Origin of the sequence: Falsochrobactrum tianjinense (assembly GCF_019100495.1) — a bacterium.
Lineage (GTDB): Bacteria > Pseudomonadota > Alphaproteobacteria > Rhizobiales > Rhizobiaceae > Brucella > Brucella tianjinense.
In genome coordinates this window covers 96,998-111,629 of the sequence record NZ_JAHRVA010000004.1, presented here as the reverse complement: position 1 = coordinate 111,629, position 14,632 = coordinate 96,998, and the positions used below count along the sequence as shown (strand labels likewise).

Genomic DNA, 14,632 nt, shown 5'->3' with positions numbered 1-14,632 from the left:
GTTTTCTGCGTTGGAGATAGCTGATGCCTGTACTGAAATTTGCTGCCGGACTGCTGGTTGCTCCGATGATCGTGCTTGGCGCGGCGGCTGCGTCCGCTGAAGAAGTCGGCAAGGTCGGCGTGGACTGGCTTGGTAATGACATTGTCATCGATGCGGTGTCGGACCCCAAGGTGCAGGGCGTCACATGCCATCTTGCGTCGTTCTCGCGCGGGATTATCGACCGGTTGCAGAAAGGCAAGTGGTTCGAGGATCCTTCGAATGCCTCCATTTCCTGTGAGCAGACGGGGCCGATCACCATTGGCGATATCGATCTGCGTAAAGGCGGAGAGAGAGTTTTCTCGGAGCGCACCAGTCTGATCTGGAAGAAGCTTGTCATCACCCGCATTTACGACAAGCCGAATAATACGCTGCTTTATCTCGCCCATGCGGCGCAGGTGCAGGACGGTTCGGCCAAAACCTCGCTTTCGACCGTGCCGCTCTACAAGGGCGATGTGATGTGGGAGAAGGGGAAGCCGGAATAAACCGGCTTACCCATTTGTTTTAACCGCTGAGGACCGAGACTTTATGCAGGCTGAACGAAGCTATCGAGGACGCGCTTCTGTCCGGCCTTGTCAAAGTCGATGGTGAGCTTGTTGCCATCAACCAGCGAAACGGTGCCATTGCCGAACTTCATGTGAAAGACGCGGTCGCCGGCAGCAAAGGCGGAAGGCTTGTCGGCAACGGATTTGGCGATCAGCTCGCCGTCAATGGTGCGGCCTTTGACCGATCCGCGCCCGGCACCGAACCCGGAATCGGTTTCGCCATAGCCGATACGCTCTACGCGCGCGCCCGAACGGGAGCCCCAGTTGTTACGGGTTGCCTCGGAGCGGTTTTGCTGCGCACGCTGCCAGCCCGGCGTCGAATAGGAATTCTGAAACGGATCTGCCTTGTCGAAGCGGGATTGGCCATAGCCACCGCCGTAACCGCCATAATTGCCTTCCATTTCGGCCACTTCCACATGCGCTTCGGGAAGTTCTTCCAGAAAACGCGAAGGGATGGTCGATTGCCACATGCCATGGATGCGGCGGTTGGAAACAAACCAGATATGCAGGTTCTTTTTGGCGCGTGTGAGGCCGACATAGGCAAGGCGTCGCTCTTCTTCCAGTCCTGACCGCCCGCCTTCATCCAGTGCGCGCTGGTGCGGAAAAAGACCTTCTTCCCAGCCCGGCAGGAAGACGGTTTCGAATTCGAGCCCCTTGGCGGAGTGGAGCGTCATGATATTGACAGCATCCATATCCTCGTTCTTCTCGGCATCCATGACCAGCGCGACGTGTTCGAGGAAACCGCGCAGGCTTTCATATTCCTCCATGGAACGAATGAGTTCCTTGAGGTTTTCAAGCCGTCCGGGGGCCTCAGCCGATTTATCGTTCTGCCACATGGCCGTATAGCCGGATTCGTCGAGAATCATTTCGGCCAGTTCCGTATGCGGCGTGGTGTCGATCAGCGACTGCCAGCGGTGGAAATTTTCCACGACTTCGCGCAGCGCCGAGCGGGGCTTCGGCTTCAGTTCTTCCGTGCCGATCAGGTCGGATGCTGCCGCAAACATCGAAATATCGCGGGCGCGTGCATAGTCATGGATCTGGCGGATCGCGGCTTCGCCAAGGCCGCGCTTCGGTGTGTTGATGATGCGCTCCAGCGCCAGATCATCGGCCGGTTGGGCGACAACGCGCAAATACGCCATCGCATCGCGGATTTCGAGGCGCTCATAAAAGCGCGGGCCGCCGATCACGCGATAATTGAGACCCAGCGTGACGAAACGGTCTTCAAATTCGCGCATCTGAAACGAAGCGCGTACGAGGATCGCCATGTTATTGAGCAGATGCCCCTGGCGTTGTGACTGTTCGATGGCTTCGCCGACAGCGCGCGCTTCTTCTTCTGAATCCCATGCCGCATGAACCTGCACGCGTGGATCGTCGGGATTGGGCGCTTCCGTGAAAAGCGTTTTGCCGAGGCGCCCTTCATTATGTGCAATCAGATGAGCGGCAGCGCCCAGAATATGGGCGGTCGAACGATAGTTGCGTTCAAGCTTGATGACGACCGCGCCCGGAAAATCCTTCTCGAAACGCAGGATGTTATCGACTTCCGCACCGCGCCAGCCATAGATCGACTGGTCGTCATCGCCAACACAACACAAGTTCACTTGTGTTGTGTTGTTGTTTTCGCTCATGCCAAGTCCGCTCCGCTCAGCAGCTCCGCGAGGGCTTGGCATCGGTTCGGGCGCCCTGGCGGGCTGTATAGGCGCATTTCCGCCTTGTGTCGCAGGAGCTGTGGTTCGCGCTTGCGGTCTTTGGGCCAGCAGACGCAGCCACATATATTGCGCGGTGTTGGTGTCCTGGTATTCGTCCACCAGAATATAACGGAATCGGGCGTGATATTCGCGCAAGATGTCCGGGTGGCTGCGCAGAATACGGATCGGATGCAGCAGCAGATCGCCGAAGTCACAGGCGTTCAACGTGCGCAGGCGCTCCTGATAGGCCTGATAAAGTTCACGTCCCCGGCCATTGCCGAACGAGCGCGCATCGCCCTCCGGAATATCGGATGGGCCGAAGCCCTTGTTCTTCCAGCCGTCGATCATATTGGCAAAGGTGCGGGCGGGCCAGCGCTTGTCATCCAGACCTTCCGCCTGAATGAGCTGCTTGATGAGGCGGATCACATCGTCGGTGTCGAGGATGGTGAAATCGGAAGTGAGGTTCACCAGTTCCGCATGACGGCGCAGCAGCTTGACGCCGATGGAGTGGAACGTGCCGAGCCACGGCATGCCTTCCACCGCGCCGCCGACCAGATGGCCGATGCGCTCCTTCATCTCGCGCGCGGCCTTGTTGGTGAAGGTCACGGCGAGAATCTGGCTTGGATAGGCAAGGCCGGTCGTCAGAATATGCGCGATGCGGGTGGTCAGCACCCGTGTCTTGCCGGTGCCTGCGCCCGCGAGAACAAGGACCGGACCTTCGGTGGTGAGAACCGCCTGCTTCTGCTCCGGGTTCAGCCCTTTGAGATAGTCGGGGTCGCCTCGCTGCTGGTTGCGCGCAGCCATGGCGCGCGCGGCAATACCCCCGGTCGCCGACGCGCGGTCAGCCGGGGCCTTATCGCCGAAGAACGGCATATCGTCGGGAAAATGGGACATTTGTATCGAATGTAGTGATTCGCCGGGGAAAGACCAGCGAAAGCGTTAAATTACTCAAGCTGGGTGACACGCCGGTCGGTAAAATTCAGCCGGTGGGCGGCCAGCGCCTCGACCAGGCCGCGCAGATTCGGCTCGCGGTTCAGAAGATCGTCGAGTTCGGTCATCTGGTTCATGGCGATCAACCGCAGAACATCGTCGCGGATCGTACCATCCGCCCGGCGCGGGAGATGCGCTACCGGCTGGATGAGCTCCACCTTCTGGCCTTTCAGGCGTGCGCGCAGGCTTTTTTCATCGGCGTTGAGCGTTTCCACGAAAGCATAGATACCCACGCCCTTTGCGGGCAGGGAATAGAGCATCAGGGCCACATCCTTCACGCGCGGATCGGATTTGAGGGCTGCGAGAATTGCAGGGCCTTCATTATCCATACGGTCGCCGGTGCCTTCGCCGTCGGACCAGTTGAAGATGCCGCGTGTGACGAAGTTATACACCTTCTTGCCAGTGGCAAGCCAGATGCGGGAAGGCAGCGAACGACGCGCCAGAATGCGCTTTTCGGTCGGCGTCATCAGATGGTTGGCGAAGGCGCGCTTCTGCTTGATGAGATGCCGGAAATCCTCGTAGGCCATCAGGCGGTAGAAAGCGCCGCGACGGCGATGGGCGCTTGCCAGCTGGAAATCGATAACAGCGGCTTCGCCTTCCGGCGTCATCAGCCAGTTCTGCGGTTTGGCGAGGTCGTTGTGCGTGACTCCGAGGCGGCGCATGTCGCGCAGGATACGGTGCGCCGTGCGATACCATTTCGGATCGGCGGGGCGGGCCAGATGAAGCGGCGTGCCTTCCGTCCACGAGCGGTAAAGTCCGTCGCGGTCGGTTGCTATCAGCTGCGGAACGCCTTCGATGCCGCGAACGAGCTTGAGGCCGCGGATTTCACGCCGCGCGAGAACCCAGGCCAGAGGCCTGGACCACCATGGTGCGGCGCTGACCACACGGCGGATAATGCGCGTGTCGGGAGCGCCTGCGAAATAGCCCGCACGCGTTTCGGAAAACACGTCGCGCTTGAACACGGCGGTTTCCACAAAATCCGGTATTTTTTCGCCCGTCAGGGGCGTATCCATATTGGGAGTCTGAACCATAAGGCTCCACTAGCCGCTTGTGTTCCATCAATCAAGTTTGATGGCGTCCATCCTTTATTGCAATCGCGTGAAGGACGGCGCACAAGAAGTGTAAATGCGTTTTTTCGGGGAGAACCGGGCGTGGCACAAAGTGATGATATCAAGCAGATCATTCGGCAGGAGCAGGCGCTGATTTTCCCGTCTTTCGATGAGAACGAGGCGTTTGCGCTGGGGCAACTTATTCGTGATGCCGCCTTGAAAGAAAAGCTCGTTATTGCGGTCGATATTTCGCTTTGGGACCGGCGGCTATTTTACACCTCCACGGCTGGCGCTACCGCTGATAATCAGGAATGGCTGCGCCGCAAGTTCAATGTCGTGCGCCGGTTTCACGCTTCCAGCTACCGGCTTGTTCTGGAACAGGATCGCGATGACCGCATGTTCGCACCGCACAAGGCGCTCGATGTCGCCGATTATGCGCTTGCCGGCGGGGGCTTTCCTATCCGCGTATCCGGTGCCGGTGTGATCGGTGCGGCTATCGTTTCAGGATTGCCGCAGCGCGAGGACCATAATCTGGTGGTGCGGGCGGTAGCCGAGCATTTGCGACAGGATGCGGCGGCACTGGCTCTGGCGAAAGCCTGACTGGAGCAGCGACCGGAAAGCAGAATTTGCGATTCAAATCAGCCCCTTGAGCCATATTTATCAGAATGTGATTCAGGATGGCCGTGATTCCGTACGGTAAAGTGGTGTTTTGCCTTGTTGTCGCCGAACCGATGCCTTTATGTTGCGGTGCTACAAACAGCGTGATTCAGCGCCCGTTTCGTGGGATGTAAATTTACTTTTGACCGGAGCTCTTCCTTGGGCCGCATATTCGTCATTGTCGGCGGACTGCTCGTGCTGCTTTTGACAGCAGCGCTCGTAGTGCCACCTTTCGTCGATTGGAGCGGCTATCGAGCCGAATTCGAGCGTGAGGCGGGCCATATTCTGGGCCGTCCCGTTCAGGTGACGGGCGATGTCAGCGTGCGCCTGCTGCCCTTTCCGTCGCTAGCTTTCTCCGATGTGCGGGTGGGCGCGGATGCAGAACATCCGGTGATGAGCGTTGATACGTTTTCCATGGATGCGGAACTGATGCCGTTTTTGCGCGGGCAATTGCTCATTTACGATATGCGTATGGAGCGTCCGCGCGTCAATATTTCGCTTGATAAGGACGGCAGGGTCGACTGGGCCTTCCGTCCGTCGACGCCAATTGATCCCGCCCAGATCAAGGTGGAACGCCTTTCGATCGATAATGGCACGGTGACGCTTCGCGATGAAGCAAGCGGACGCATTCATACCGCTTCGGCACTCAATGCGGTTCTTTCCGCAAGCAGGCTGTCAGGCCCGTGGAAGGCCAAGGGAACGGTGAATGTCTCCGGGCGCGGGCTGGCACTCGATTTAAGCAGTGGTGAAGCCAAGCCGGATGGCTCGTTACGTCTTCGGTTGCGCATTTCACCCGATGCGATTCCCGCTGCCTTCGAGACCGATGGCGACGTAAAGCTGGAAGATGGACGTCTGCATTATGCGGGCGATTTTTCGCTTCGCTCGGCGGATACGCTCAATGACAAAAGCCAGGAAGCTGCAGCCGAAAAGCCCTTTTTCAGTGATGTGCGCGTGGCCGGGAAATTCAACGCCGACAAGGATCACTTTGAAGCAAGCGAGTTCCGTATGGAACAGGGGCCGGCGGATAATCCCTACGTGGTGAACGGCAAGGCGTTGATAGACTATGGCGATACGCCACGTTTTGAGATCAGCGCGGATGGGCAGCAGATTTTCTGGGGGCCGGTCGAGAGCCCGAAAGACCAGCAGACAGTTGCGCCGATGCCACTCGGCGATCGTTTTGCGCTGGTGCACAGCATGCTCGAACAATTGCCGATACCGGCTATTCCCGGTAGAGTGAACTTGCGTCTGCCCGCGGTGATTGCCGGGGGTACCACGATCCGCGAGGTCACGGTTCGCGCTGAGCCGGATGGAAATGGCTGGAATATCCGTCAATTTGCTGCCGATCTGCCGGGGCGCACGAAAGTAGAAGCCAAGGGCAGGCTGTCGGTGGGCCGCGATTTCGGCTTCGCTGGTGAGATGCTGGTCGCCTCGCGCCAGCCTTCGGGGCTTGCCTCTTGGCTCAATGAGACGGTTGATGAATCGATCCGCAAGCTCGATAGCGCCGGTTTTTCGGGCAAGGTTGATCTGCGCAAGGGCATGCAGCGGATTGATAATCTGGAAATCGGGCTTGGTACAACTTCACTCAAGGGAAGCTTTCTCCGGGAAGTTGCTGGCGCAGCGGAGCCCGTGATCACGCTTGACCTCAATAGCGGTGCGGTGAACAGTGATGCGCTGAAGGCATTTACCGGCTTTTTCATGCGCGGTCAGGGCGTGTCCTTGCTGGAAGGGCAGGCGCTCGGCATCGCTTTCAAAGGGGGGCCGGTGCAATATGAGGATATGGAAGCGCAGAATGTGGATCTGGCTGTCCGTGTGAGTAACGGCCGTTTCGATTTTGACCGTCTGATGATCAGCGATGTCGCAGGCGCGACGTTGACGGCGACGGGCGCTTATGAACCATTTGCCGCAGCCCCTTCCGGCACTCTCGATGCGACGGTACTTTCCGGCGATCTCGCGCATTTCATAACTCTGATGGCACATCGCCACCCACAGGTTCCGTTCTTTCGCACGCTTTCGGCGCGAGCAGACAACTATCCGGGCCTGTTCGAAGACAGTCAAATCAATATCATCGCCAATGCCGTTGCTGCGCCCAAAGCTGGGGCCGATAATGGCGTGGTGGATAGCGTTAACGGCAATAAAAGCCCACGTCGTAACGGTTCGGCAAAGTCTGCGGCCAATGGCGGCGAGTTTTCATTCAGTATATCGGGCCACACCGGTGGCATGAAGCTCGACCTGTCGGGAACCTCAAGCGGCGGCAGCACTGAAAACGACCCGATGCAGATGCAGCTCAATGGCACCGCGACATCGGATAATGGCGAAACAGTGTTGGCTTTGCTTGGCCTGCCAGCTTTGCCGCTCGGTCTTGCCGGCGAATTGACGGCCGATCTGACCATGCAGGGCGCGCCGAGCGCGGGCATGCGCACGCAGCTTACACTTACGGCGCCTGACGGCACGGCTGTTGCTGATGGCATTCTGTCGTTGGTCGGGGGTGATGTGGCTGCCAGCGGCAAGGCGCAGCTGAAAGCCGCCGATTTACAGCCTTTCATTGCCACGGTCGGTTATGTCTTGCCCGGCTTCGGTGAAGGGCTGTCGGCCGAACTTTCGAGTGACTTCCAGTTCGCCAAGGGTTTTCTCCGCTTTCCGAATTTTTCCGGCAAGCTTGGCGGCGAGAGTGTCACGGCCCGTATTGAAGCCAATTTTACCGATAGCGGCCTGCCGCAGTTGAAAGGTGAGGCGAAGCTTGAAACACTCGACATGGACAGTCTTGTTGCGATCATGCTGGGGCAGGATGCCCTTGCGCCTGTAAAGAGCAACGCGCGGTCGATCTGGCCGGGGGGCACATTTGCCGTGCGACCGTCATTGCCGCTGCTCATCGACATGAAGCTTAATGTGGCGCAGGCGCATATGGACGAGTTTGGAACGATTTCCGACTTTTCCACCCGACTCCAGAAAGGCATGGACAGCCTGAGCCTGAGCGAATTGACGGGCAATTGGGCCGGAGGCTATCTGGTAGGTAGTGTTTCTCTACGCAATAATGAGAAGGTGGCCTTGCTGACTTCGGATATGAAATGGAGCGGTGCGGATCTGGCGAATGTTTACCGGCTGCCTGATGGTACCAGCCCCTTTGCAGGAACGATCAAGGCGGCGCTGACGCTCAATGGCAGCGGCGGAAGCCTTGCTGATCTGGTTTCCTCTCTTACCGGTTCGGGCAGCATCGATGTGGAAAACTTTGTCGTCAACGGGTTTGACGGGACGGCCTATCCGGCCATGATCACGGCTGCTGACGCATTGGGTGACCGGCTTGATGGAGCCGCTGCGCCGGATGCCAGGCAATTTGCTGCCATTGCCAGCAAAGCGACGGGTCAGGGACGTTTCAACGGAGGAAATATCCGGTTTGATTTTACTATGGCTGGTGGCGTCGCCCGGATGGCTCCCTTCGAACTCAATGGCGCCAGCGTTTCGCTTGCGGGCGATATGCAGCTTGATCTTGCCAAGATGGGCTTGAGCGGCGGCGGCATTTTTTCTTTCAGGGAAAGTGCGGAGTCCGGTAATGCCCCCTATCTGCGTTATTCGATAGCTGGCACTTATGAGCAGCCGCAAATCGAGTTCGATCATCAGCCGTTGGTGCAATACTTGACGCAGCGCGCGCTGGAGCGCGAGCAGGAGCGAGTCGAAGCCATGCAGGCAAGTATCATGGAAAAGCAGAATTTGCGGCGCCAACTCGATCTGTTTTTGGCTGATGCCGCCGAACGGGAGCGCTCGTTGCAGCAAGAAGAGGCGCGCCGTCGGGCTGAAGCGCACGCGCAGGCCGCGCGAAAAGCACAGGAAGAAGAGGAGCGGCGCGCCCTGGAATTGCAACAATCCACCGCACCGCAAGAGCAACCGCTGCTCGGACAAGAGGGGCAATCCCTGACTGATTTTTTGAAAAGCCTTGATCAGCCGCTGGAGCCTTTGCCTGATTTACAGTAGCCGTGAAGGCGAAATCAATCCTCATCCGGGAGTTTCGATTTCAGCCATTCGAGCACCTGCAGACGCAGGGCGGAGGAAAGATTTATCGCCCGATCACGCTGCCCGTCGACTTCCGCCACAAGGGCTGAAACAGATAATTCTCGATCGCGGGCAATCTCTTCGATAATTTCATAAAAGGGGTCTTCAAGCGTGTAGCTTGTGGCGTGGCCGTGAATGCTTACAGAACGCTTGCGCAAGCGAGCAGCAGCGCTCACTTGCCTTCATCCGGTTTATCGTCGGGGTCCAGCCGGTTGGATGTAAGAAACTGCTCAGTTTTGCGCATTTCTTTGCAGGCAAACTCTTTTTCGGCTTTGGTTCTGCCGAACAGGACGCGGTTTTGCTCGGCCTGCTGTTCCTTGGAAGCGCGGGCCTTTTTCTTCTTGAATTGCTGCAGATTGACGATTTCACTCATGAATGCCTGCCGCTACTTCAAAGGCGTAAATCCTGCTTTGCTTTGCGAAAATTGCGTTATTTTTTGCGAAATGCATCCAGCGAAACAACATCGGCGGAAGATTTTGGCGTCTTTTCCTGCTCGCCCGTCGTTTCCTTGGCCTTTTTGGCCGCATTTTCCTTTTCGGCAGCGGTCTTGCGTGGCCGGGATTTCGATTTCTGCGGCTTTTCGGGTGTTTCCTCGGATGGAATAAGCTCGATCGAGGAGACTTCGTCGCCCTCGTCATTGTCACTGGTCGGTTGGATGACGGACACGTCGAATTCCAGTTCGAAATTCACCGATGGGTCATAGAAGCCGCGAATGGCCGAAAAGGGAACGGTGAGTTTTTCAGGGATATCTCCAAAAGACAGACCGACTTCAAAAAGCTGATCCGTAACCAGCATGTCCCAGAATTGATGCTGCAACACTACTGTCATCTGCTCAGGGTATTTCTCCTTGAGGCGCGATGAAATCCGTACACCAGGCGCTCCCGTCAGGAACGTGATGAAGAAATGATGGTTTCCCGGCAAGCCGGTCGTCGCCACTTCCGCAAGTACCTTGCGAATGACGCCGCGCAGGGCTTCCTGAGCTAAAATATCGTAACGGATAAGATCCTGTACCATGGTTTGCTTATCCCACGGATTCGTAGGTTGATGTCAAGTTGGTTCTGACAGGAAGCAACAATTATGTCATGAAAATATTGCCAATGTTGGCTGTTACAGAGAGCTGGGGCGACATTTTCCAAAAGCCATCAGAAAAGTCCGCACGCCATTGATCGAACTTTTTTCGATGATAGCGTCGTCGATGCCCTGTCCTGTCAGCAGATGGTGATGAATATCGGCATTGATAAGCGCCAGATAATGACGGGCTGCAAGATCGGGGTCGTCGATATTCAATTTGCCGGCAAGGGCGAGGCGCGACAGATGCGCTGCAATAGCAGGCATTGCCTGAGCCGGACCCTTGTTGCGGCAGATATTGGCGTTCAATGGCAGCGCCTCATGGGCCGATTGCATGAGTTTGCGAAGAAAGGTGCTCGATGAATCAAAAACGCAATGACGATTCATTTTTATCGCAAAGTCGATGAGGTCTGCTTCGAGGTTTTCGCCCGACTGAGGGAAAGTTGCGAGTACTTCAAACAGGCTCGCTGTCATCCTGTCCAGCGCATCATCAACAACAGCCGCCAGAAGAATTTCCTTGTCGCGGTAGTGATTGTAAATTGTTTGCCGCGAGACGCTGGCCTCGCTTGCAATAAGGTCAATACTTGCTCCCTGAAAACCATCACGATAAAAAATACGGGCTGCAGCGCAAAGGATGAAGTCGCGCTTCGTGCACTGTCCCGGTCGTGCCGGGGCGGCTTTTGCGCCCTTGGCGGGAGTGATATTCGTGCCGGGCAGGGCGGCTATATCGATCATGTCAGTAGGTTTCATAAATACAGCATACGATGGCTTGACGATTTGGACAACAGTGTCTAATTTGACAAATGTGTCAAATCAGCTTTGACATTCTGTCCATAATGAGATCCTGCTTCAGGTTTTTGAATTGCGACCAACGGGTGAGTATTGCCCATCGATTTGAAATCAGGCAGCGATAACATGAGGATAGTAAGTCTCATTGCAGTATAGGCTCTTCGGCTTTTCCATCCTCCCAAGTGATGCCGGGACCCAGATTGTAACGAGCGACTCACGAAACATTGATGAAAGCGCTCCCCTATGGCTCCCGGTCTTGTGCGCAATGCAGCTATTCTTGGACTTTTGTCCGCTATTGGCCCTTTCGCCATCGACATGTATTTGCCGGCGTTGCCGACGATCGCGCTAGATTTGCGCGCAGAAACCAGCGCGGTTCAGATGAGCTTGCTGGTTTTCTTCCTTGCGCTGGCGATTGCGCAGCTTTTCTGCGGCCCACTCTCCGATATGGTTGGGCGCAAGCTCCCACTTTATGGTGGCTTAGGTCTTTTTGCTATTGGCAGCGTCGGTTCCGCCCTTGCAACGGATATAGATATATTGGTGCTGTTTCGGTTGCTGCAAGGTGTGGGAGCTGCGGCGGGAGCGGTCATTCCGCGTGCTATCGTGCGCGATCTACACCGGGGAGTGGATGCGGCGCGGTTGATGTCGCTGCTGATGCTCGTCTTCTCGATTTCGCCAATTCTTGCGCCATTGACGGGATCGGTGCTAATCGGTTTTGTCGGCTGGCGCGGCGTCTTCTGGGCAATTCTGGTCGCAGCACTGGTTGGCCTTGTTCTGGTCGCTACGTCGCTCAAGGAAACGCGTGGTGCCGAAGCCCGGCTCGAAAGCAGTATCAGCAGTGCGCTGCGCGGTTACGGTCGTCTGCTGAAAGATCGTTATTTCATCGGTCTTATCTGCATTGGCGGGTTTGGCGTGGCGTCATTCTTCGTCTATCTGGCGAACTCATCCTTCGTGTTGATTAACCATTACGGCCTGACGCCGGAGCAGTACGCGCTGGCGTTCTCGGCTAATGCGGTGTCGTTCTTCGGTGCGTCGCAGCTGAATGGATGGCTCGGTGCGCGCTTCGGATTGAAGCGGGTGGTTCGCGTGGCGGTGTCAGGCTTTGCGGCAACGATGCTGGCTATGTTTACAGCCGTACTCATGGGGCACCAGTCATTGTGGCTAATCGCGGGGTTTCTGTTTGTAGGCTATGGTTTTCTCGGCCTTGTGATACCGACGACGGCAGTGTTGGCCCTTGAGGAATATGGTGAAATCGCCGGTACGGCTTCGGCGCTTCTGGGAACGTTGCATTTTGTGATCGGGGGTGTTGCGATCGGCATTACTGGGGCGTTTTTCGACGGCTCGGCCCTGCCGATGATCGGAGGAATCGCAACCTGTGCGTTGATGGCTTTCGTGCTCACGCTGATCGTTTTTTCAAGCGGAGAAGAGCGAGGTATCGAAGAAACAGCAACCGTATGAAGTGAGGGAATGGAAAAGTGGAGGCTTCTGTTGCCAGGTGCCTCCGAACCCCGCCTTAAGGTGCTAACCCTAAGGACTTAGAGCGGGTTTCCCGCACCGCCATTAGGCAGCGAGAGCGTAACCCTGAGCTTTGTTGTCATTTGCAACTACTCAATTGACCCGATAACGGTGGTATCATGCCGAGCAAAAGATCGATCTTTACACCCTTGTCGATCCTGTTTCGCCCCCGCCGCAGCACAACCCACTTTTACAAGTGACTTGTGTTGTGGTGGAGGCGCCGGGTACCGCCCCCGGGTCCAATGGGTTTATTACATCGTCCATTTATCGCCATATCTGGCTTGCGCCAGCACTGCTTATATAGGCGTGCCTTGCCGCGAATGGAAGAGGGTGGATATATTTTAACAGCCCATAAGGAGAGAGGGACGATCGCCTTGTGCGTTCATTTTTCATTGACAGCCCGTGCAGGGTGGTCAATCCTCACCACATTATCAAAACAGGCTGGCAGTGATTGAAAATCGCGCGGCTGTGGCGAAGGCTGAAACGGGGCAGATCCCCCAATCGAAGGAGAGTGGATATATGAGTGAATACCTCGCGGATGTCCGTCGTTACGATGCTGGCGCTGATGAAGCTGTCGTCGAAAAGATTGTCAAGCATCTCGGCATTGCGTTGCGCAATCGCGACTCCTCGCTCGTTTCGGCATCCGACCCGGAAGAATTGAAGCGTGTTCGCACGAACTGGGTGGCCAAGAAGCTCGGCATTGCCGACGAAGCCAAGGGTGATGAAGTGGTCGCGCATGTGGCGGAAGTCATGAAGGGCGACCGCAACAAGCATCGCGTCACCTTCTATTATCTGGTTGCGAAGCAACTCGGCAAACTCGGCGATCTCTGATCGCAAGCCATAAGTTGGCTGTTGAATTCGGAACCCCGGCGCATCGTGCCGGGGTTTTTCCTATATTGTGGATGAAACGAATCGATACTGGGAAAATTATGCGCAGCTATCTCGATCTTCTCCAGCATGTGCTCGATAATGGCGCCGACCGCAGCGACCGGACCGGAACCGGCACGCGTTCGGTATTCGGCTATCAGATGCGTTTCGATCTTGCGGAAGGCTTCCCAGCCCTGACCACCAAGAAACTGCATCTGCGCTCGATCATCCACGAATTGCTGTGGTTCCTGAAAGGCGATACCAATATCGGCTATCTCAAGGAGAACGGCATTTCGATCTGGGATGAATGGGCCGATGAAAATGGCGATCTCGGCCCGGTCTACGGCTATCAGTGGCGCTCATGGCCAGCGCCGAACGGACGCCATATCGACCAGATTGCTTCACTTTTGAATATGTTGCGCGAAAACCCTAATTCGCGACGTCTGATCGTTTCAGCATGGAACCCGGCTTTGGTCGATGAGATGGCGCTGCCGCCATGCCATTGCCTGTTTCAGTTCTATGTGTCTGAAGACAGGTTATCCTGCCAGCTTTATCAGCGATCAGCCGATATTTTTCTCGGTGTGCCATTCAATATCGCCTCCTATGCGCTGCTGACGATGATGATTGCGCAAGTGGCAGGTTTGAAGCCGGGCGACTTTGTTCATACGTTTGGTGACGCGCATATTTATTCCAATCATTTCGAGCAGGCGCGGCTGCAACTGACCCGCACGCCGAAAAAACTGCCCGTAATGCGCATCAATCCGGATGTGAAAGACCTCTTTGCCTTCCGCTTTGAGGATTTTCAGCTTGAAGGCTATGAGGCCGATCCGACAATCAAGGCCCCCATCGCGGTATGATCTCATGACTTCTGATAAGCCGACCATATCCATCATCGTGGCTGCTTCCGAAAATAACGTTATCGGGCGTGACAATGATATGCCGTGGCGTCTGTCCACCGATCTGAAACGGTTCAAGGCGCTCACGCTTGGCAAGCCGGTGATCATGGGGCGCAGGACGTGGGAATCCATCGGCCGGCCCTTGCCGGGGCGCCCCAATATCGTGGTGACGCGAGATGCAGCTTTTGTGGCAAACGGCGCAGGGGTTGCGCGATCTCTTGAAGATGCGGTCGATCTTGGAAGCAGGCTCGCGCAAGAAGCGAGCACCGATGAAATCTTCATTATTGGCGGCGGCAAGATCTATGCGCAGGCGCTGCCTCTGGCGGACCGGGTGCATCTCACGCGCGTTCTGGCGCATATTGAGGGGGACACGTATTTCCCGCAAATCGATTCGGTGCAATGGCGGATTGTGTCGAGCGAAGACGTGCCAAGCGGTGAAAAGGATAGCCACTCAACGCGCTATATTCTGTATGAACGACAAGCCGGGTAAATTA

Annotated in this window: 13 protein-coding genes and 1 other RNA gene; 7 read left to right on the top strand and 7 right to left on the bottom strand. The window is 56.4% G+C overall.

Annotated features, from left to right (window positions below; genetic code table 11):
• The first annotated feature begins 23 nt into the window (after positions 1-23).
• On the top strand, positions 24-521 hold the full coding sequence (locus KUG47_RS10460) for a CreA family protein (RefSeq protein ID WP_185918975.1): 498 nt from the start codon (positions 24-26) through the stop codon (positions 519-521).
• A 41-nt stretch (positions 522-562) separates the two neighbouring features.
• Here the strand turns inward: KUG47_RS10460 and KUG47_RS10455 are convergent, their stop codons facing one another.
• Positions 563-3,160, bottom strand: a complete 2,598-nt coding sequence (locus KUG47_RS10455; protein WP_217677912.1) for an ATP-dependent helicase — start codon at positions 3,158-3,160, stop codon at positions 563-565.
• Between the two features lie 50 nt (positions 3,161-3,210).
• Positions 3,211-4,287 (bottom strand): serine/threonine protein kinase, encoded by a 1,077-nt coding sequence (locus tag KUG47_RS10450; protein ID WP_185918973.1) that lies wholly within the window; start codon positions 4,285-4,287, stop codon positions 3,211-3,213.
• Positions 4,288-4,407: 120 nt separating this feature from the next.
• Here KUG47_RS10450 and KUG47_RS10445 point away from each other — a divergent pair, with 120 nt between their 5' ends.
• A complete protein-coding gene (locus KUG47_RS10445; protein ID WP_217677911.1) occupies positions 4,408-4,905 on the top strand; it encodes a heme-degrading domain-containing protein in 498 nt (165 codons plus the stop codon).
• Between the two features lie 216 nt (positions 4,906-5,121).
• Positions 5,122-8,928: an AsmA family protein gene (locus KUG47_RS10440; RefSeq protein WP_217677910.1), complete on the top strand. Its 3,807-nt coding sequence runs from the start codon at positions 5,122-5,124 to the stop codon at positions 8,926-8,928.
• Positions 8,929-8,942: 14 nt separating this feature from the next.
• Here KUG47_RS10440 and KUG47_RS10435 read toward each other — a convergent pair whose 3' ends face one another.
• From KUG47_RS10435 to KUG47_RS10420, 4 genes are all read right to left on the bottom strand, one after another.
• Complete coding sequence (locus KUG47_RS10435; protein ID WP_217677909.1) at positions 8,943-9,182, bottom strand: ribbon-helix-helix domain-containing protein; 240 nt, start codon at positions 9,180-9,182, stop codon at positions 8,943-8,945.
• Positions 9,179-9,379 carry a DUF4169 family protein gene (locus tag KUG47_RS10430; protein WP_217677908.1) on the bottom strand — a complete coding sequence of 67 codons (201 nt, stop codon included), beginning with the start codon at positions 9,377-9,379 and terminating at the stop codon, positions 9,179-9,181. Before KUG47_RS10430 ends, KUG47_RS10435 begins: the two co-directional genes overlap by 4 nt.
• A gap of 56 nt (positions 9,380-9,435) precedes the next feature.
• Positions 9,436-10,020 (bottom strand): SspB family protein, encoded by a 585-nt coding sequence (locus KUG47_RS10425; protein WP_217677907.1) that lies wholly within the window; start codon positions 10,018-10,020, stop codon positions 9,436-9,438.
• Positions 10,021-10,113: 93 nt separating this feature from the next.
• Positions 10,114-10,824 (bottom strand): TetR/AcrR family transcriptional regulator, encoded by a 711-nt coding sequence (locus tag KUG47_RS10420; RefSeq protein ID WP_217677906.1) that lies wholly within the window; start codon positions 10,822-10,824, stop codon positions 10,114-10,116.
• Positions 10,825-11,106: 282 nt separating this feature from the next.
• On the opposite strand from KUG47_RS10420, the gene KUG47_RS10415 reads away from it, so the two are divergent.
• Positions 11,107-12,318 carry a multidrug effflux MFS transporter gene (locus KUG47_RS10415; protein ID WP_217677905.1) on the top strand — a complete coding sequence of 404 codons (1,212 nt, stop codon included), beginning with the start codon at positions 11,107-11,109 and terminating at the stop codon, positions 12,316-12,318.
• 16 nt (positions 12,319-12,334) lie between these two features.
• Here KUG47_RS10415 and ssrA read toward each other — a convergent pair.
• Positions 12,335-12,705: a transfer-messenger RNA gene (gene ssrA / locus KUG47_RS10410) on the bottom strand.
• Between the two features lie 189 nt (positions 12,706-12,894).
• Here ssrA and KUG47_RS10405 point away from each other — a divergent pair.
• The 3 genes from KUG47_RS10405 (at position 12,895) to KUG47_RS10395 (ending at position 14,628) form a co-directional block, all read left to right on the top strand.
• A complete protein-coding gene (locus tag KUG47_RS10405) occupies positions 12,895-13,206 on the top strand; it encodes a DUF2853 family protein (RefSeq protein ID WP_217677904.1) in 312 nt (103 codons plus the stop codon).
• A 98-nt stretch (positions 13,207-13,304) separates the two neighbouring features.
• Positions 13,305-14,099 (top strand): thymidylate synthase, encoded by a 795-nt coding sequence (locus tag KUG47_RS10400; protein WP_217677903.1) that lies wholly within the window; start codon positions 13,305-13,307, stop codon positions 14,097-14,099.
• A 4-nt stretch (positions 14,100-14,103) separates the two neighbouring features.
• Positions 14,104-14,628, top strand: a complete 525-nt coding sequence (locus KUG47_RS10395; protein WP_217677902.1) for a dihydrofolate reductase — start codon at positions 14,104-14,106, stop codon at positions 14,626-14,628.
• Positions 14,629-14,632: the final 4 nt, after the last annotated feature.

Bases quoted from the DNA above. Each gene is read 5' to 3' on its own strand.
- KUG47_RS10460 (WP_185918975.1), top strand. From the start codon at position 24: ATGCCTGTACTGAAATTTGCTGCCGGACTGCTGGTTGCTCCGATGATC.
- KUG47_RS10455 (WP_217677912.1), bottom strand. From the start codon at position 3,160: ATGTCCCATTTTCCCGACGATATGCCGTTCTTCGGCGATAAGGCCCCG.
- KUG47_RS10450 (WP_185918973.1), bottom strand. From the start codon at position 4,287: ATGGTTCAGACTCCCAATATGGATACGCCCCTGACGGGCGAAAAAATA.
- KUG47_RS10430 (WP_217677908.1), bottom strand. From the start codon at position 9,379: ATGAGTGAAATCGTCAATCTGCAGCAATTCAAGAAGAAAAAGGCCCGC.
- KUG47_RS10425 (WP_217677907.1), bottom strand. From the start codon at position 10,020: ATGGTACAGGATCTTATCCGTTACGATATTTTAGCTCAGGAAGCCCTG.
- KUG47_RS10420 (WP_217677906.1), bottom strand. From the start codon at position 10,824: ATGAAACCTACTGACATGATCGATATAGCCGCCCTGCCCGGCACGAAT.
- KUG47_RS10415 (WP_217677905.1), top strand. From the start codon at position 11,107: ATGGCTCCCGGTCTTGTGCGCAATGCAGCTATTCTTGGACTTTTGTCC.
- KUG47_RS10405 (WP_217677904.1), top strand. From the start codon at position 12,895: ATGAGTGAATACCTCGCGGATGTCCGTCGTTACGATGCTGGCGCTGAT.
- KUG47_RS10400 (WP_217677903.1), top strand. From the start codon at position 13,305: ATGCGCAGCTATCTCGATCTTCTCCAGCATGTGCTCGATAATGGCGCC.
- KUG47_RS10395 (WP_217677902.1), top strand. From the start codon at position 14,104: ATGACTTCTGATAAGCCGACCATATCCATCATCGTGGCTGCTTCCGAA.